Source organism: Bradyrhizobium sp. USDA 3240, assembly GCF_054063295.1.
On record NZ_JBSSGD010000002.1, the window covers coordinates 6880920 to 6898791 of the forward strand.

Genomic DNA, 17872 nt, shown 5'->3' on the forward strand with positions numbered 1-17872 from the left:
CTGGTCATTTGTCGCGAGGAAGCGTGATGGGCACGTTGTCGCATCTGCGGATAGTCGAGATCGGAAGTGCGGCGGCGACGAGCTATTGCGCGCGGCTGTTCGCTGATTTCGGCGCCGATGTGCAGAAGATCGAGCCGCCGGCGGGCGATTCGCTTCGCCGCGCGGCGCCGCTGACGCCGCAGGGGCACAGCGCATGGTTTGCGTTCCTCAATTTCAACAAATCGAGTGTCGTGCTCGACCGGAACGACGCGAGCGCCACGTCGCGCCTGCATGAGTTGATTGCCGGCAGCGATATCCTGCTCGATGGGCGTGGCATCGATGCGGCCAATTGTCCCGGCATCGATCTCGATGCGATCAAGCGGAACAATCCGGGCCTGATCCATCTCGACCTCGCCTGGTTCGGCGATCGCGGTCCCTATGCCGATTTCGCTGCGACCGATTCCACGATCCGTGCACTCACCGGGCTCGTGAAGCTGGTCGGACCCGAGCAGGGACCGCCGATGCATGCGCCGGATTTCCAGACCGGGATTCTCGGCGGGCTGTGGGGCTTCATCGCGGCGGCCTCGTCGGTGCTCGGCCGCATGCAGGATGGGCGCGGGCGCGACAGCCATCTCAGCCTGTTCGAGGCCTCGATCGCCGTCACCGAATACATCATGTTCGAGGCGTTCCAGCGCGGCGACATCATGCGGCGGATCGGCGTCAACCGGTTCTGGCCGACCTTTCCGGTCGGCATCTACGAGACCAAACAAGGCTGGCTCGGTGTCACCACGGTGACCCCGGCGCAGTGGCGTGCGTTCTGCGAGATGCTCGGGCTCACCGATCTGCGCGACGATCCGACATTGGTCATGGGTGTCGACCGGCTGCAGCGCGTCGCCGAGATCGAAGGCAAGATCCTGCCGAAGCTGAAACAGCGCACCGCGCAGGACTGGTTCGCGGAGGGTCTCAAGCGCAAGATCCCGATCGTGCCGGTGCCGGAGATCGCGGATCTCATCGCCGATGAAGAGAAGCGCGTCCGCGGTGCGATTGTCCCGATCACGGTCGGCGACGAGACCGGTTCTTCCGCAGGCACGATGCAGCGGCTGACGGGGACGCCGCCACTTCGCGGTGGCCGCGTGCCTGATCTCGGCGAGCAGCAGGCGAGGCGCGATGCCGCGCCGCGTGTGCCGGCGCCGAAGCCGGCTCCGACCGATCGCCTGCCGCTCGAGGGCATCCGCGTGGTCGATTTCTCGATGGGCTGGGCCGGGCCGATCTGCACCCGCACGCTCGCGGATCTCGGCGCCGACGTCATCAAGATCGAGGCGACCCAGTATCCGGACTGGTGGCGCGGCGTCGACCGCCGCCCGGCCTATGTGCGGGAGCAGATGTACGAGAAGTCGGTGCGCTACTGCATCATGAACCGCAACAAGCGCGGCATCACGCTCGATCTGACCCGGCCGAAGGGGCTCGCGCTGGCAAAACGCCTGCTCGCCGATGCCGACCTCGTGGTCGACAATTACTCGGTCGAGGTGCTGCCGAAGCTCGGGCTCGGCTACGACGTGCTGAGCAAGATCAATCCGAAGCTCGTGATGATGTCGATGTCGGCGTTCGGTACCGGCAGCGCGCATCGCGACTGCCGCGCTTACGGCTCGACATTGGAGCAGGGCTCCGGCTTGCCCAGCGTGGTCGGTGATCGCGACGGCCCGCCTGTGATGAGCCACACCGCGTTCGGCGATGCCGTCGGCGGCCTCAACGGCGCTGCCGCGGTGCTGACCGCGCTGATCCACGCCAGGCTGACGGGGCAGGGCCAGTTCATCGATCTCGCGCAGATCGAGTGCATGATGCCGTTCGCGGCACCATGGATCGTGGCGCATTCGATCGACGGCAAGCAGCCTGCGAAATATGGCAACCGCCATCCTGATTTCGTGCCGCATGGCTGCTTTCGTTGCGACGGCGAGGACAACTGGATCGTGGTCGCTGTATCCGACGACGCGATGTGGCCAAGACTCGCGCGGCTGCTCGGCCGCGAGGACTGGGCTGCGGACGCGACGCTCAAGACGGACGCGAGCCGCCGCGCCATCGAGGCCGAGATCGAGGCGGCGATCACGGCCTGGACTTCGGCACGCGATCCCGATGAGGCGATGGCCGCGCTGCAAGCTGCCGGTGTCGCCTCCGGCGTCGCGCGGCTGCCGATCGATCTTCTTGATGACCCGCAGCTCCACGCCCGCGGTTTCATCCAGCAGGTCGACCGTGCTTTCATCGGTAAACATCCGCAGCCGTCGATGCCGTTCCGCGAGGGCGATGCGCCGTTCGCGATCCGCTCGGTGCCGCCGACGCTCGGCGAGCACAATCGCGAGATCCTGTCCGGCATGCTCGGCCTCTCCGACGCCGAGCTGGAGGAGCTCACCCGCGAAGGCATCATCGGCACCGAGATGCTGATGGAGGAGCAGCTGGTGAAAGAGAAGAAGCGGGCGGCGGGCTGATGGCAGCAGGGCCACCGGCACAGCGCAGGACGGACGTTGCGCGCGACGGCGCGCCGCCGCTGCTGTCCGTGCGCGGGCTCGGCATCCGCTTCAAGACCGCGCAGGGCATCTGGCAGGCGACGCGCCGGATCGATTTCGACATCGCGCCGGGCGAGCGGGTCGGCATCGTCGGCGAGAGCGGCTGCGGCAAGACCATCACCGGCCTGTCGATTCTGCGGCTGCTGCCGGGCAACTTTGCCGGGCTCGACGGCAAGATCCTGTTCGACGGCACCGATCTCGCCTCCTGCAGTGCGCGGCAGATGCGGGCGATCCGGGGCAAGCGGATCGCGATGATCTTCCAGGAGCCGATGAGCGCGCTCGATCCGGTCTTCACCGTCGGTCACCAGATCGCGGAAACGCTGCGCGTCCACACCGATGTCAGCTACGAGGAAGCCCGCGCCAAGACGCTCGAGATGCTGCGCCGTGTCGGCATCGCGTCTCCCGAGCGGCGCATCGACGACTATCCGCACCAACTCTCCGGCGGCATGCGCCAGCGTGTGATGATCGCCGCAAGCCTGATTTGCGGCCCGCAGCTCCTGATCGCCGACGAGCCGACCACCGCACTCGACGTCACCGTGCAGGCGCAAATCCTAGAGTTGCTGCGCGACATCAGCGAGACCTCGAAGACCGCGCTGATGCTGATCACCCACGATCTCGGCGTCGTCGCCGAGACCTGCACGCGGATGATCACGATGTATGCTGGCGAGGTGATCGAGGACGCCACCGTCGACGAGGCACTGGTGCGGCCGCTGCATCCCTATACGTCGGGGCTCTTGCGCTCGCTGCCGCATTTGAGCCCGCGCCATGGCCGTCTGCCGTCGATCCCGGGCCGGGTGCCGTCGATCGCCGAGATGCCGGCCGGCTGCCGCTTCCGCGCCCGCTGCGCGCATGCGGCCAAGGGCTGCGAGGCGGAGCAGACGCTGCAGGACGCCGGCGGCGGCCGCAAGGTGCGCTGCTGGCGCTTTGCCGAGCTCAATCTGCCGGGCGCCCTGCATCCGCCCGATGCGCCGGCGGCTGCGAAGGTCGCGACGCAATGACCGCAGCTACAGCCGAGCCCCGCCGCGAACCCATCGTCTCGGTGCGCGATCTCCAGGTCCGCTTCCAGACCTCGGACCGCCGCGCCACCGTGAAGGCGGTCGATGGCGTCAATTTCGACGTCCGGCGCGGCGAGACTTTCGGCATCATCGGCGAATCCGGCTCGGGCAAGACCACGATCGGCCGCGCGCTGGTGTTTCTGCTCAATCCCAGTGCCGGCGCCATCCTGCATGACGGCATCGACCCGACGGCGCTGTCGCGCCAAAAATTCCAAAGCCATCGCCGCGACTACCAGATCATCTTCCAGGATCCGAATGCTGCGCTGAATCCGCGCATGACGATTCTGAGCTCGGTCCTGGAGCCGCTGGAGCTCGCGCATGTGGGCAGCCGTGCCGAGCGCGAGCGGCAGGCGCGGGAGGCACTGGAGCGCGTCGGCCTGCCGCAGGAGTTCGGCGAGCGCTATCCGCATCAACTGTCCGGCGGCCAGAAGCAGCGCGTGGTGATCGCCCGCGCGCTGACGTTGAAGCCGAAACTGATCGTCTGCGACGAGGTGGTGGCCGCGCTCGACATGTCGATCCGCGGCGACGTGCTCAACCTGTTTGCCGATCTGCAGCGCGATCTCGGGCTGACCTATGTCTTCATCACCCACGATCTCGCGGTGGTCTCGCATATCAGCGAGCGCGTCGCGGTGATGTATCTCGGCCAGTTCGTCGAGCTCGGGCCGACCGAAGAGGTCGCCGAGCGGCCGCTGCATCCCTACACCATTGCGCTGTTGTCGGCCGAGCCGCGGCCGTTGCCGTCGACGATGCGCGAGGCGCAGCGGATCGTGCTGCAGGGCGAGGTGCCGAGCCCAATCGATCCGCCGTCGGGATGCCGGTTCCGCACCCGCTGCCCGCACGCGCAGCCGCTCTGCACCGAGCGTGTGCCGGAGTGGCGCGAGCTGAAGCCCGATCACTGGGTGGCCTGCCATTTCGCCGACCACCCGAATTTTTCGCCAAACATACCGGAGACAACGCCATGACGATGACGACACGACGCGGGGCCATGGCGCTGATCTCGGGCGCACTCGCCAGCACCACGCTCGGCGGCCGCGCGTTCGCGCAAGGCACGCCGAAGAGGGGCGGCACCTTGCGGATCTCAGCGCCGGCCAATCCGTCGAGCCTCGATCCGGCAACCGGCGGCGCCGGTTCAGATCACGCCTTCCTGTTCACGATGTACGACACGCTGACCGAATGGGAATTCGAGACGCTGAAGCCGAAGCCGGGGCTTGCCGAGAGCTGGAAGTTCACCGATCCGAACACGCTGGTGCTCAACATCCGCTCAGGCGTCACCTTCCATGACGGCACGCCGCTCGATGCCGAAGCCGTCAAGTTCAACCTCGATCGCAACCGGAGCGATGCCAAGTCGAACATCAAGGCCGATCTGCTGTCGGTGGAGGCGGTCGAAGTCACCGGGCCTCAGCAGGTGACCTTGAAGCTGAAGACGCCGGATACGGCGCTGCCGGGCATCCTCTCCGATCGCGCCGGCATGATGGTGTCGCCGACGGCGCTGAAGGCGGCCGAGGGCGGCGTCGTGACGCGCAAGCCGGTCGGCGCCGGCGCCTATGCGTTTGTGAGCTGGGCCGACGGAGAAAAGATCGTGGTCAAGCGCAACGAGAAATACTGGAAGCCGGACCGGCCGTATCCCGATGCGATCGAGATCTCGATCATTCCGGAGCTGACCACCGGCGCGCGCTCGGTTACCGCCGGGCAGAACGATCTGATCTATCAATTGCCGCCGCGGCAGAAGGCGATCATCGAGCGTGCTTCCAGCGTCAAGGTCGTGCATGGCCCGACGCTCTATGTGTTCCAGATCTTCCTGAACTGGGCCAAGCCGCCGTTCGACAACATCAAGGTCCGCCAGGCGCTGAACTTTGCGATCGATCGCGAGGCCTTCGTCAAGGCCGCGCTCGCCGGGTTAGCCGAGCCGGCCTACATGAACCTGCCGAAGGCGCACTGGGCCTATGATGCCGAGGTCGCAAAGCTCTATCCCTACGATCCCGACAAGGCGCGCAAGCTGCTCGCCGAGGCCGGCTTCAAGGAGGGCACCCCGATCGAGATCGGCGGTTACACCGATCAGGACTCGGTGCAGCGCGAGGAGATCTTGATCGAGCAGTTGCGGAAGGCCGGCATCACCGTGCGCTTCGTCAACGGTACGGTCGCGGAAGCCTCGGCCGCCTTCTTCGGTCCGGAAAAGAAAGGGGCCGGGTTGCTGTCGGCCTGGACCGGGCGGCCCGATCCAAGCCTGACCTACTCGCTGATGTTCACCAAGGACGCCTATTACAATGGCGGCCGTGCGCCGGTGCCGCCCGAGCTCGAGGCGGCGATCAAGGACTCGCGCGCGTCGGAAGATATCGAGGTCAGGCGCAAGGCCTTCGCCACCGTACAGCGGCTGGTGATGGAGAACGCCCTGGTTGTGCCGCTGGCGTTCCAGTTCGAGCTGGTTGCCATGAACAAGAAGGTGCAGGGCTATCGGCCCAATCTGCTCGGCAAGCCGAAATACGACGACGTCTGGCTCGAAGGCTGAACCATGGCACGACGGTCACCAGTCAAGGTCATCGGCAGCCGCCTGTTGCAGGCGCTGCCGGTGATCCTGCTCGCGACCTTCATGGTGTTTGCGCTGCTCAAGCTGGTGCCCGGCGACATCGCCGTGACCCTGGCGGGCGACAACGCGACCGATGCACGGATCACCGAGATCAGGCAGATCTACGGCCTCGACCGGCCGTTCCTGGTGCAATACGGCGCCTGGCTCGGTCATGTCGCGCAGGGCGATCTCTCGCAGTCGCTTCTGACCGGCGAGAAGGTCGCGGTTTCGATCGGCCGCGCCTTCCCGAACACACTCTTGATCGTCGTGATCGCGCTGGTGCTGGCGCTGGTCACCGGCATTCCGATGGGCGTGATGGCCGCGATCAAGCCGAACGGCTGGGTCGACAAGCTGATCAGCATGATTGCGTCGCTCGGCGTCGCGGTGCCTGGCTTCTGGCTCGCGATGATCCTGGTGGCGGAGTTCTCGCTGAAGCTGAACTGGCTGCCGGCAACCGGCGCAAAATCCTTCAGCGTCTCGCCGATCGATGCGGTCCGGCACGCGCTGCTGCCGGCCGTCGCGATCGCGGCCTACGGCATGGCCGAGGTCGCGCGCCAGCTGCGTGGCGCGTTGCTGGAGGTGCTGTCCTCGCAATATGTCCGCACGCTGCATGCCAAGGGGCTGTCGATGTCGCGGATTCTTTGGCAGCACGGCCTGAGGAATGTCGGCGTCAATCTGCTCACGATCATCAGCCTGCTGGTCAACCGCATGCTGGCGGCGACCGTCGTGATCGAGGCGGTGTTCGCCATTCCCGGCCTCGGCAGCCTGATCGTGCGCGGCGCGATCCAGCGCGATTTCCCGATTGTGCAAGGCGTCGTCTTCACCATGGTGGTCGTCGTGATCGCGGTCAATCTGATTGCCGACCTGCTGTGTGCCGCGGTCGATCCGAGGATCGAGCAATGACCGACACCGCGCTCGCTCCGCTGAAGATGCCCGCAAAGCCGACCCGGCTTCGGCGTTTCCTGCGCTGGCTGGCCGGCGATCTGCGCGCTGCGCTGTCGATCCTGGTGCTGGCGGTGCTGGTTGTCGTGGCAATCGGCGCGCCCTGGATCGCGCCCTATGCGCCGACCGCGCAGGACGTCAACAACATGCTGGCGCCGCCGGGGCCGCTGCATCTGCTCGGCACCGACGACCTCGGCCGCGACATCTTCTCCCGCCTGATCTACGGTGCACCGGCGACCGTCTATGCCAGCCTGCTCGCGGTCGGCGTCGCGGTTCTGATCGGGCTGCCGGTCGGCCTGATCGCCGGCTATTTCGGCGGCTGGATCGACGACATCATCAGCCGCATCATCGACACCTTCCTGTCGTTCCCCGCCATCGTGCTGGCGATCGCGGTCACCGGTGCGCTCGGCATCGGCCTGACCAACGGCATGATCGCGATCGGCATCACGATGTTCCCGGCGCTGGCGCGCATCGTCCGCGCCCGCACGCTGATCGTGCGGCAGGAGCTCTATGTCGACGCGTCGAGGGGCTTTGGCGCGCCGACCTGGCACGTGCTGTGGCGCCACGTGCTTCCGAATACGCTGCAGCCGGTCATCGTGCAGGTGACGCTGCTGCTCGCCGCGGCGCTGCTGGCCGAGGCCAGCCTGTCGTTCCTCGGCCTCGGCATCCAGCCGCCGGACCCGAGCTGGGGCGCCATGCTGGCGCGCGCCTATCAATATATGGAAATCGCCCCGGAGCAGATGTATGCGCCGGGCCTCGCCATTCTCGTCGTCTCCCTGGCGTTCAATGCGCTTGGGGAATCCTTGCGTGTCGTGCTCGATCCGACCATGAAGGATCGTTGACCTTTGGTGGAATGATCATGTCGTTCAAGAAATTGCTGATTGCCAACCGCGGTGAGATCGCGATCCGCATTGCCCGCGCCGCGGCGGAGAGCGGCATCGCGACGGTCGCGATCTATCCCGCCGACGATGCCGCCTCGCTGCATGTCCGATCCGCCGATGCAAGCCACGAGATCCCCGGCCGCGGCGCGCGGGCGTATCTCGACATCGAGGCGGTGATTGCGGCGGCCAAGGCCACGGGTTGCGACGCGCTGCATCCGGGCTACGGCTTCCTCAGCGAGAATACCCAGCTGGCGCGGCGCTGCGCCGAGGAGAAGATCACCTTCGTCGGCCCGTCGCCGGAGGCGCTCGATCTGTTCGGCGACAAGGCCAAGGCGAAGGCGCTGGCCAAAAAGTGCGGCGTGCCGATCATTGCCGGCACCTCGGGCGCAACGACGCTCGACGAGGCAAAGGCCTTCTTCGCCTCGCTCGGTGCCAATGCCGCCGTGATGGTCAAGGCGATCGCCGGCGGCGGCGGGCGCGGCATGCGCGTGGTCGAGGACCTGGCCAAGCTGGATGAAGCCTATGCGCGCTGCCAGTCGGAGGCCAAGGCGGCGTTCGGCAATGACGCCGTCTATGTCGAGCGGCTGATCCGCAAAGCGCGCCATATCGAGGTGCAGATCATCGGCGATCGTCATGGCGCGATCAGCCATCTCTGGGAACGCGAATGCACCATCCAGCGCCGCAACCAGAAGCTCATCGAGGTGGCGCCGAGCCCGTCGCTGAGCGAGAGCCTGCGCGCGCGCATCATCGAGGCCGCAAAGCAGCTCGCCTCCTCGGCGCGCTACGACAATCTCGGCACCTTCGAATTCCTGGTTGATGACGAGGCAGACGAAGGTAAGGGCGAGGGCGCCTTCGCCTTCATCGAGGCCAATCCGAGGCTTCAGGTCGAGCACACCGTCACCGAGGCGGTGCTCGGCATCGACCTCGTGCGCGCGCAGCTCGCCGTCGCCGCGGGCGCCACGCTCGCCTCGCTTGGGCTAGCGCAGGCGGCGGTGCCGCTGCCGCGCGGCTACGCCATGCAGCTCCGCGTCAACATGGAGGTGATGGACGAGACGGGCGTGACGAAGCCGACCGGCGGCACGCTCAGCGTGTTCGATCTGCCGTCGGGCCCCGGCGTCCGCGTCGATACGTTCGGCTATTCCGGCTACCGCACCAGCGCCGCGTTCGACTCGCTGCTGGCAAAAGTCATCGTGCATTCGCCGAGTCTGAAATGGACCGACGTGGTGCACAAGGCATCGCGCACCTTGCGCGAGTTTCGCATCGGCGGGGTCGCCACCAACATCCCGTTCCTCGGCGCGATCCTGGCGCATCAGAGTTTTGCGCGGAACAAGATCAGCACCAACTTCATCGATACCCATGTCGCGGCGCTGGTCGGGGCAGCCAGCGATCTCGCGGCGCCGTTGATCGAGGTGAGCGAGGCGGCCACGAACAAGTCCATCGCCATCGAAGCGGCGCCCGAGGGATCGCTGCCCGTGCCGGCGCCGTTGCAGGGCACCATCGTGGCGATCGAGGTCGCGGAGGGCGATCTGGTCCGTCCCGGCCAGCAGATCGCGGTGCTGGAATCGATGAAGATGGAGCATCTCGTCACGGCACCGCATGGCGGCCGGGTGACGAAGATCGCGGGCGGTCCCGGCGTCACCCTGATGCATGGCGAGCCGATCCTGTTCCTTGAACCCGCCGAGGTCGACGGCCATACCGCGGCGGAAGAGGCCGCGATCGATCTCGATCACATCCGTCCTGATTTGGGCGAACTGATCGCGCGCAAGGCGATCACGCTGGACGAGAACCGTCCGGCGTCGGTGGAGCGCCGCCGCAAGACCAACCAGCGCACCGCGCGCGAGAACATCGCGCAGCTGGTCGATGAGGGCTCGTTCGTCGAATACGGCTCGCTTGCGATCGCGGCACAGCGCCGCCGCCGCAAGGTCGAGGACCTCATCAAGAACACGCCGGCCGACGGCCTGATTGCGGGCGTTGCCACCGTGAACGCCAAGGACTTTGGCGCCGATGGCGCGCGCTGCATGGTGATCTCCTACGACTACACTGTGCTCGCCGGCACGCAAGGCCATATGAACCACAAGAAGATCGACCGCATGCTCGGCCTCGCCGAGCAGTGGCGCATGCCGCTGGTGTTCTATGCCGAGGGCGGCGGGGGCCGGCCCGGCGATACCGACCGGCTCGGCATGACCGGTCTCGACGGCCCGTCCTTTGTGCAATTCGCAAAACTCTCCGGCCTCGTGCCCGTGGTCGGTGTGGTCTCGGGCTATTGCTTCGCCGGCAACGCCGCGATGCTCGGCGTCTGCGACGTCATCATCGCGACGAAAAACGCCTCGATCGGCATGGGCGGTCCGGCGATGATCGAGGGCGGCGGGCTCGGCGTCTATCATCCGGCCGAGGTCGGCCCTGTCTCGTTCCAGTCGCCGAACGGCGTGATCGACATCCTGGTCGAGGACGAGGAAGAGGCGACGGCGGTCGCGCAGAAATACCTGTCCTACTTCCAGGGCGCGGTGCAGGACTGGAAAGCGCCGGACCAGCGGCTGCTGCGCCGGGCGATCCCGGAAAATCGCCTGCGGGTCTACGACATCCGCAATGTGATCGACCTGATGGCCGACGAGGGCTCGGTGCTGGAGATCCGGCGCGATTTCGGCGTCGGCATGATCACGGCCTTCATCCGCATCGAAGGCAAGCCGTTCGGCCTGATCGCCAACAATCCAAAGCATCTCGGCGGCGCGATCGACGCTGCCGCCGGCGACAAGGCCGCGCGCTTCATGCAGCTGTGCGACGCCTTCGACATCCCGATCGTCTCGCTGTGCGACACGCCGGGCTTCATGGTCGGGCCGGAGGCCGAGAAGACCGCGATCGTGCGTCACGTCGCACGGATGTTCGTCACCGGCGCCAGCATCACGGTGCCGCTGTTCGGCGTCGTGCTGCGCAAGGGCTACGGCTTAGGGGCGCAATCGATGATCGGCGGCGGCTTCCACGCCTCGTTCTTCACGGTGGCGTGGCCGACCGGCGAGTTCGGCGGTATGGGCCTGGAGGGCTATGTCCGTCTCGGCTTCCGCAAGGAGATGGAGGCGATCGAAGACCCGGTCGAGCGCGAGAAGTATTTCCAGACCAAGGTCGCCGAGCTCTACGCCAACGGCAAGGCGGTCTCGATCGCCTCGGTGCTCGAGATCGACGAGGTGATCGACCCCGCCGACACCAGGTATTGGATCATGGCCGGCCTCCGCTCGGTACCGAAGCCGGAGCCGCGCACGCACCGCAAGCGGCCGTGCATTGATGCGTGGTGAGGCTGCGTAGGGTGGGTTAGCGGATCGTGCATCAAACTCGGTGTCGTCCCGGCGAAGGCCGGGACCCATAACCACCGATGGTCATTGTTGCACGGCGCTGGGGCCACGGCCTCCTTTAACAACCCAACCCTGTGGTTATGGTCCCGGCCTTCGCCGGGACGACGCCGGTGGGTGTGGCTCGCGCCTCGCCTCAATACGCGCTACCCCAACCTCAACTCCGCATACCCCTTCGCCGCCACCTCGTCGCACCGCGCGCGATAGGCCGGCGCGCTGCCGCTGTAGCGGGCGACGATGCGGGTCTGCTTGCCGTCGACGTTGCGGTTGATGCCGGTCATCCAGGAATCGACCTCGTTGGACAAGAGCCCGACACCGAGCGCCTTGACGTGATCGGTCCAGTCGGCGGTGCCTTCGGGCGTGGCGTCGAGTAAGGTCAGGCCTCTCTCCTGGGCGAAGCGGATCAGCCCGGTAACCCAGTCGACGCTGTATTCGATGCTGCGCGGAATGTTGCCGAGCGCGGTGTGCGGGCCCATCAGCATCATCATGTTGGGGAAGCCGTCGACCATCAGTCCGAGATAGGTTTCCGGGCCGTGCGTCCACTTCTCCCTCAGCCGCGCGCCGTGCGCGCCGCGAAGATCGATGTTGTCGAAGCTCCCGGTGATGGCATCGAAGCCGGTGGCAAAGATGATGATGTCGAAGGCGTAGTCCTTCTCGGTGGTGCGGATACCCTCGGGCGTGATCCGCTCGATCGGCGTCGCCTTCAGATCGACCAGCTCGACATTGTCGCGGTTGTAGACCTCGTAATAGAAGGTCTCGAGCGGCAGCCGCCGCGTGCCAAAACCGTGGTTCGTCGGGATCAGCATCTCGGCAACCCTGGGATCCTTGACACGCTCGCGGATCTTGCGCGCGACGAAATCGCTGATCGTCGCATTCGCCGCACGGTCGATCAGGATATCCCTAAAGTTACCCTGCCAGATGCCGAAGCCGCGCTCGCCATAGAGCTTCTCGTAGAACGCCTCGCGCTCGGCGTCGCTGACCTCGAACGCGCCGCGCGGGTCAGGCGTATGCACGAAGCAGGCGAAGGTCTCCTTGCAGCGTGCAAAAATCTCGGGATAGCCGGCCTTGATCCTGGCTTGCGTCTCGGCGTCGATCTTGCCGTTGTGCAGCGGCGCGGCCCAGTTGGCGGTGCGCTGGAACACGGTGAGGTGGCCGACCTCGCCGGCGATGGTCTGGATGGTCTGGATACCGGTCGCGCCGGTACCGATCACGGCGACGCGCTTGCCGGCGAAATCCACCTTCTCCTTCGGCCAGCGCGCGGTGTGGAAGGATTGCCCCTTGAAATCGTCGCGGCCCTCGATGCGCGGCAGGGTCGGGGTCGACAACGGGCCGATCGCGGTGATCAGGAATCGGCAGGAGCGGCGGACGCCGTCCTCCAGCGTGACCTGCCAGCTTCGCGCGTCGTCCTGGTAGATCGCGGACGTGATGCGGCTCTCGAACTGGATGTCGCGGCGCAGGTCGAACTTGTCGGCGACATAGTTGCAGTAGCGCAAGGTTTCGGGCTGGCCGGCGAAATGCTCCGACCACTCCCATTCCGCGAGCAGCTCCTTCGAGAACGAATAGCCGTAAGAGTAGCTTTCGGAATCGAAGCGTGCGCCGGGATAGCGGTTCCAGTACCAGGTGCCGCCGACGCCGGTGCCGGCCTCGAACACTCGCGCCGAGAGGCCGAGTTCGCGCAGCCGGTAGAGCTGGTACATGCCGGACAGGCCGGCGCCGATGATGATGACGTCGTAGTCCAGCGCGGCCTTCTCGGGGCTGTTGTCCTGGCGCGTTGCGGCCACCTGTCGTCGCTCCCTGATCCGTTGATTGCGCGCAAGGCTAACCGGTCTGACCGCCGCCGACAAACATCGAGCAGCGGGGCAGCTATCGCGATTTGCCGGGTGCGCCGGCCTGCGCGCATTCCGCGCGGCGGACTGTCCGTTCCGCGGCTTTACTCGGCCGCGAGATACCCGCTATCGTCGGCCCGACAAGACGATCGCCCGCCAAGCGGCGACGGAACCAGCGGGAGTGAGGCGATGGGAGAGGCGCTGCGCAGGCCGACGTCGATAGATGTCAGTAACCCCCGGCTCTATCAGGACGATACCTGGCGGCCGCTGTTCGCGCAGCTCCGCCGCGACGACCCCGTGCATTATTGCGAGGCTTCACCTTACGGCCCGTATTGGTCGGTAACGCGCTACGACGACATCTTCGCGGTCGAGCTGGATCATCAGAACTATTCCTCGGCCTCCGAACTCGGCGGTATCCAGGTCGCTGACCAGCCGAAAGGACAGGAGCGGCCGAGCTTTATCCGCATGGACCCGCCGGGCCACCCGGCGCAGCGCCGCACGGTCGCGCCGATCGTGGCGCCGTCGAACCTCGCCAATTTCGATGCGCTGATCCGCCAGCGCACCGCGGCCGTACTCGACGCGCTGCCGCGCAACGAGACCTTCGACTGGGCCGAGCGGGTCTCAGTCGACCTCACCAACATGATGCTGGCGACGCTGTTCGACTTTCCCGCAGAAGACCGCGCCAAGCTGACCTGGTGGTCGGATGTCGCAATCGCCAATATCGAGTCCCCCGACGCGGTGGTGCATTCGGAGGCTGAACGCACCGCCGAGCTGATCAAGATGGGAGAATATTTCCGCAAGCTATGGGACGCGCGGGTCGATGCGCCGCCGACCTTCGATTTGATCTCGATGCTGGCGCATTCGGAAGCGACGCGGAATCTGGAGCCGCGCGAGTTCATCGGCACCATCGGGCTCCTGATCGTCGGCGGCAACGACACGACGCGGAATTCGATGTCGGCCGGGCTGATGGCGCTGGTGGAAAGCCCCGAGCAATTCGAGCTGGTCCGCGCCCGGCGCGAGCTGATCCCGAACCTCGTCTCCGAGACCATCCGTTACCACACGCCGGTGCTGCACATGCGCCGCACCGCGCGCAACGACGTCGAGCTCGCCGGCCGCCACATCAGGAAGGGCGACAAGGTCGTGATGTGGTACATCTCCGGCAACCGCGACGAGGACAAGATCGAGCGGGCCGACGAGTTCATCATCGACCGCGCCAAGCCGCGCCAGCATCTCGCCTTCGGCGCCGGTGTCCACCGCTGCGTCGGCGATCGCCTCGCCGAACAGCAATTGCGTATCCTCTGGGAGGAGGTGTTGGCGCGCGATCTGCGTTTTGAGCTGATGGGCCCGCCGCAAAGGCTCTATTCCAATTTCATCCGCGGTATACGAAGCTTGCCGGTGAGAATCGTGAATTGAGCCGCATCACCCCGTCATTGCGAGCGAAGCGAAGCAATCCATGGAGCCACAAGTGGAGAGATGGATTGCTTCGTCGCTGTCGCTCCTCGCAATGACGATGAAGGCAATACCAGGAAACAAGAATGAAGAACGATCCCGTTGACGTCCTGATCATCGGCGCCGGCGCCTCCGGTGCCGCGATAGCGTGGAGCCTCGCCGACACCAAGATGCATATCCTCTGCCTCGATCAGGGCGGCTGGATGAACCCTGCCGAGTATCCGAGCACCGGGCGTGACTGGGAGGCGAAATTCTACGGCGAGTGGTCGTCCAGCCCCAACATCCGCAAGCGGCCGGAGGACTATCCGATCAACGACGACAATTCGCCGATCAAGGTCGTCAACTTCAACGCCGTCGGCGGCTCGACCGTGATGTACACCGCGCATTGGCCGCGGCTGCACCCCTCCGACTTCAAGGTCAGGACGCTCGACGGCGTCGCCGACGACTGGCCGATCGATTACGACGCACTGACGCCGTTCTTCGAGGAGAACGATCGCATGATGGGCACGTCGGGCCTGTCCGGCGATCCGCTGTCGCCGCTGTCGCATCCGCCGATGCCGCCGCAGCCGCTCGGCCTGTCCGGCCCGATGATAGGCAAGGCGATGAACGAGCTCGGTTGGCACTGGTGGCCGTCGGACACGACGGTTGCGACGACGGATTACGAGGGCAGGGCGCGCTGCATCAATCTCGGCCATTGCACGCCGGCCTGCGCGCAGGGCGCCAAGTCCTCGACCGACATTACCTACTGGCCGCACGCGATCCGCGCCGGGGTCGAGGTCAAGACGCATTGCCGGGTGCGCGAGATCCTGACCAACGAGCATGGCATGGCCTCCGGCGTCGTCTATTACGACAAGGACGGCGTCGAGCAATTCCAGCCGGCCGAGGTCGTCATCGTCGCCTGCAACGGCGTCGGCACGCCGCGGCTGTTGCTCAATTCGGTGTCGGGGAAATTCCCGAACGGCCTGGCGAACTCGTCCGGCCTGGTCGGCAAGAACCTGATGTTCCATCCCTATGCGCAGATCTACGGCTATGTCGCCGGGCCGACCGATTCCAACCGCGCGCCGCCGACCTGCCTGTGGAGCAAGGAGTGGTATGACACGGACCTCTCGCGCGGCTTCGTCCGCGGCTATGGTGTCCAGTTCGTCCGCGGGGCGGGACCGGTGTTCGAGGCCGTGTCGAGCGAGCAGAAGGGCATCTTGCCCTGGGGCAAGGATCATCACCGCGTTTTCCGCAAGTTGAACGGTCATCGGCTCGGCTTCTCGGCGATCTGCGAGGATCTGCCGGAAGAGCACAACCGCGTCACACTCGATCCGGTGCGCAAGGACAGCCACGGCATTCCGGCACCGCGGATCGACTACACGATCAGCGAGAACAGCCGCAAGATGATGGACCATGCACTGGCGCGCGGCCGCGAAGTTCTCGAAGCCGCCGGCGCCACCGACCTTTGCGTCAATGCGCCGATCCCCTGGGGCGGCTGGCATCTGCTCGGCACCGCGCGGATGGGCACCGATCCCGCACGCTCCGTGGTCAACGAATGGGGCCGCTCGCACGACGTGAAGAACCTGTTCATCGTCGACGGCAGCATCTTCGTCACCTCGGGCGGCGTGAATCCGACCTCCACCATCCAGGCCCTCGCGCTCTACATCGCCGACCAGATGAAGCAGCGCCTCGCCAATCTGTTCGATTGAGACCGACATGTCCGATGCAAAACAACTGACCGCAGCCCAGCGCGCCGATCTGCGCACCGTCGCCGCGATGATCGTGCCCGCCAGTGAAGAGTACAAGGTGCCGGGGGCTGATGATGCCGTGATCCAGGCTGACATGCTGGCAACGCTCGGCCGCGACACCGCGCTGGTCGCGCAGGCGCTGGATCATCTGGCTCAGCTTGCGGGCAAGCCGCTTGCCGAGCTCGACGAGGCCAGGCGCGATACGGTCGCGCTGGAGTTTCGGAGCCGTGGTGGCGCCGCCGCAGCCACGCTCGTCCGCGTCGTGCTGCAATGCTACTACCGCGACGACCGCGTGCTGCGCTCGCTCGGGCTCGAGCTGCGCGCGCCGTTCCCGAAGGGCTACGTGCTGCCGGACGGCGACTGGTCGCTGCTCGATCCGGTCAAGGCGCGCGGCGGCACGCTGCGCGGGGCGACCTAGCCGATCGGGCAGGTGCAGGCGTAACCACTTGCGGCGGCGGGAGCAGGTCACCATCTGAGGGGACCAAAGGACTCTCGCCATGCTGGATTTTACCTCCGATACCGCCGCTGACACGCCGTCATCGCGGGCGGCTGATGCTGCTCAAACCGATGACCGGGCGTTGCTGGATGCCTATTCCAATGCCGTGATCGACGTCACCGATCGCGTCGGCCCCGCTGTGGTTCGTGTCGAAACCGGACCCAAGGTGCGCAATGGGCGCGAGCGCGGCGGGCTCGGCTCGGGCATCGTGATCTCGCCCGACGGGTTCGTGCTGACCAACAGCCATGTGGTCGGATCGTCCAAGGAGATCCGGCTGCGCGACACTGAGGGCTTTGACACCGATGCCCATGTGCTCGGCGTCGATCCCGACACCGATCTGGCGCTGCTGCGCGCCGACGGTGCGCGCGATCTGCCCTATGCCTCACTCGGCAACTCCAAGACCTTGCGGCGCGGCCAGCTCGTGGTCGCGATCGGCAATCCGCTCGGCTTTGAATCGACGGTCACCGCCGGCGTGGTGTCGGCGCTCGGCCGCTCGATCCGCTCCGTCAGCGGGCGCACGATCGAGGACGTGATCCAGACCGACGCAGCGCTCAATCCCGGCAATTCCGGTGGCCCGCTGGTGTCGTCCAAGGGCGAGGTGATCGGCATCAACACCGCAATCATCAACGGCGCGCAGGGCATCTGCTTTGCGGTCGCCAGCAACACCGCACAGTTCGTGCTGTCGGAGATCATCCGCCACGGCTATGTCCGCCGCGCCTATATCGGCGTTGCCGGGCAGACCGCGCCGGTGCCGCGGCGGCATGCGGTGCTCGCCGGCGTCGAGAACAAGATGGGTGCGCTGTTGATGCAGATCGAGCCGGACAGCCCGGCTGCGCGCGCCAGCCTGTTGCCCGGCGACGTCGTCATCAGGCTCGACGGCATCGAGATCCACGGTGTTGACGACCTGATCCGCGCGCTCGATCACAGCCGGATCGACCGCACCCTGTCGATGTACGTGCTCCGCCTCGGCCGCCTGCGCGCGATCGACATCCATCCGATCGAGCGTAAGCCCGCGAAGCAGTGAGCCAGAGAGGACGCTGACGGCTCGCTTCGAC

12 protein-coding genes are annotated in these 17872 nt (G+C 66.2%); 11 read left to right on the top strand and 1 reads right to left on the bottom strand.

All coding sequences use genetic code 11. From position 1 onward, the window contains the following. Positions 1-26 precede the first annotated feature (26 nt). From ACVIGA_RS33195 to ACVIGA_RS33225, 7 genes are read left to right on the top strand one after another with little or no spacing between them, the layout of a single operon-like run. Positions 27-2459 (top strand): CaiB/BaiF CoA transferase family protein, encoded by a 2433-nt coding sequence (locus tag ACVIGA_RS33195; protein WP_456669312.1) that lies wholly within the window; start codon positions 27-29, stop codon positions 2457-2459. Then, positions 2459-3535 carry an ABC transporter ATP-binding protein gene (locus ACVIGA_RS33200; RefSeq protein WP_456669313.1) on the top strand — a complete coding sequence of 359 codons (1077 nt, stop codon included), beginning with the start codon at positions 2459-2461 and terminating at the stop codon, positions 3533-3535. The genes ACVIGA_RS33195 and ACVIGA_RS33200 overlap by 1 nt, the downstream gene beginning before the upstream one ends. Next, positions 3532-4554 (top strand): ABC transporter ATP-binding protein, encoded by a 1023-nt coding sequence (locus ACVIGA_RS33205; protein WP_456669314.1) that lies wholly within the window; start codon positions 3532-3534, stop codon positions 4552-4554. The genes ACVIGA_RS33200 and ACVIGA_RS33205 overlap by 4 nt, the downstream gene beginning before the upstream one ends. After that, the gene (locus ACVIGA_RS33210) at positions 4551-6098 is read left to right on the top strand and encodes an ABC transporter substrate-binding protein (RefSeq protein ID WP_456669315.1); all 1548 of its coding nucleotides are present in this window, start codon (positions 4551-4553) and stop codon (positions 6096-6098) included. Before ACVIGA_RS33205 ends, ACVIGA_RS33210 begins: the two co-directional genes overlap by 4 nt. A gap of 3 nt (positions 6099-6101) precedes the next feature. Next, on the top strand, positions 6102-7058 hold the full coding sequence (locus tag ACVIGA_RS33215) for an ABC transporter permease (protein ID WP_456669316.1): 957 nt from the start codon (positions 6102-6104) through the stop codon (positions 7056-7058). Next, positions 7055-7939, top strand: coding sequence for an ABC transporter permease (locus tag ACVIGA_RS33220; RefSeq protein ID WP_456669317.1), 885 nt, complete (start codon positions 7055-7057; stop codon positions 7937-7939). Before ACVIGA_RS33215 ends, ACVIGA_RS33220 begins: the two co-directional genes overlap by 4 nt. Before the next feature lie 17 nt (positions 7940-7956). Beyond that, entirely contained in the window at positions 7957-11265 is a 3309-nt protein-coding gene (locus ACVIGA_RS33225; RefSeq protein ID WP_456669318.1) for a carboxyl transferase domain-containing protein, read from the top strand. A gap of 200 nt (positions 11266-11465) precedes the next feature. On the opposite strand, the gene ACVIGA_RS33230 is transcribed toward ACVIGA_RS33225, so the two are convergent. Then, positions 11466-13100 (bottom strand): flavin-containing monooxygenase, encoded by a 1635-nt coding sequence (locus ACVIGA_RS33230; protein WP_456669319.1) that lies wholly within the window; start codon positions 13098-13100, stop codon positions 11466-11468. A gap of 234 nt (positions 13101-13334) precedes the next feature. Here ACVIGA_RS33230 and ACVIGA_RS33235 point away from each other — a divergent pair, with 234 nt between their 5' ends. The 4 genes from ACVIGA_RS33235 (at position 13335) to ACVIGA_RS33250 (ending at position 17841) form a co-directional block, all read left to right on the top strand. Then, positions 13335-14558, top strand: a complete 1224-nt coding sequence (locus ACVIGA_RS33235) for a cytochrome P450 (RefSeq protein ID WP_456669320.1) — start codon at positions 13335-13337, stop codon at positions 14556-14558. 122 nt (positions 14559-14680) lie between these two features. Further along, positions 14681-16282 carry a GMC family oxidoreductase gene (locus ACVIGA_RS33240; protein WP_456669321.1) on the top strand — a complete coding sequence of 534 codons (1602 nt, stop codon included), beginning with the start codon at positions 14681-14683 and terminating at the stop codon, positions 16280-16282. Between the two features lie 7 nt (positions 16283-16289). After that, entirely contained in the window at positions 16290-16739 is a 450-nt protein-coding gene (locus tag ACVIGA_RS33245; RefSeq protein ID WP_456669322.1) for a hypothetical protein, read from the top strand. Between the two features lie 79 nt (positions 16740-16818). Then, positions 16819-17841, top strand: a complete 1023-nt coding sequence (locus ACVIGA_RS33250; RefSeq protein ID WP_456669323.1) for a S1C family serine protease — start codon at positions 16819-16821, stop codon at positions 17839-17841. The last annotated feature ends 31 nt before the right edge of the window (positions 17842-17872 follow it).

Coding starts and splice junctions, on each gene's coding strand:
- ACVIGA_RS33195 (WP_456669312.1), top strand. CDS start 27: ATGGGCACGTTGTCGCATCTGCGGATAGTCGAGATCGGAAGTGCGGCG.
- ACVIGA_RS33200 (WP_456669313.1), top strand. CDS start 2,459: ATGGCAGCAGGGCCACCGGCACAGCGCAGGACGGACGTTGCGCGCGAC.
- ACVIGA_RS33205 (WP_456669314.1), top strand. CDS start 3,532: ATGACCGCAGCTACAGCCGAGCCCCGCCGCGAACCCATCGTCTCGGTG.
- ACVIGA_RS33210 (WP_456669315.1), top strand. CDS start 4,551: ATGACGATGACGACACGACGCGGGGCCATGGCGCTGATCTCGGGCGCA.
- ACVIGA_RS33215 (WP_456669316.1), top strand. CDS start 6,102: ATGGCACGACGGTCACCAGTCAAGGTCATCGGCAGCCGCCTGTTGCAG.
- ACVIGA_RS33220 (WP_456669317.1), top strand. CDS start 7,055: ATGACCGACACCGCGCTCGCTCCGCTGAAGATGCCCGCAAAGCCGACC.
- ACVIGA_RS33225 (WP_456669318.1), top strand. CDS start 7,957: ATGTCGTTCAAGAAATTGCTGATTGCCAACCGCGGTGAGATCGCGATC.
- ACVIGA_RS33235 (WP_456669320.1), top strand. CDS start 13,335: ATGGGAGAGGCGCTGCGCAGGCCGACGTCGATAGATGTCAGTAACCCC.
- ACVIGA_RS33240 (WP_456669321.1), top strand. CDS start 14,681: ATGAAGAACGATCCCGTTGACGTCCTGATCATCGGCGCCGGCGCCTCC.
- ACVIGA_RS33245 (WP_456669322.1), top strand. CDS start 16,290: ATGTCCGATGCAAAACAACTGACCGCAGCCCAGCGCGCCGATCTGCGC.
- ACVIGA_RS33250 (WP_456669323.1), top strand. CDS start 16,819: ATGCTGGATTTTACCTCCGATACCGCCGCTGACACGCCGTCATCGCGG.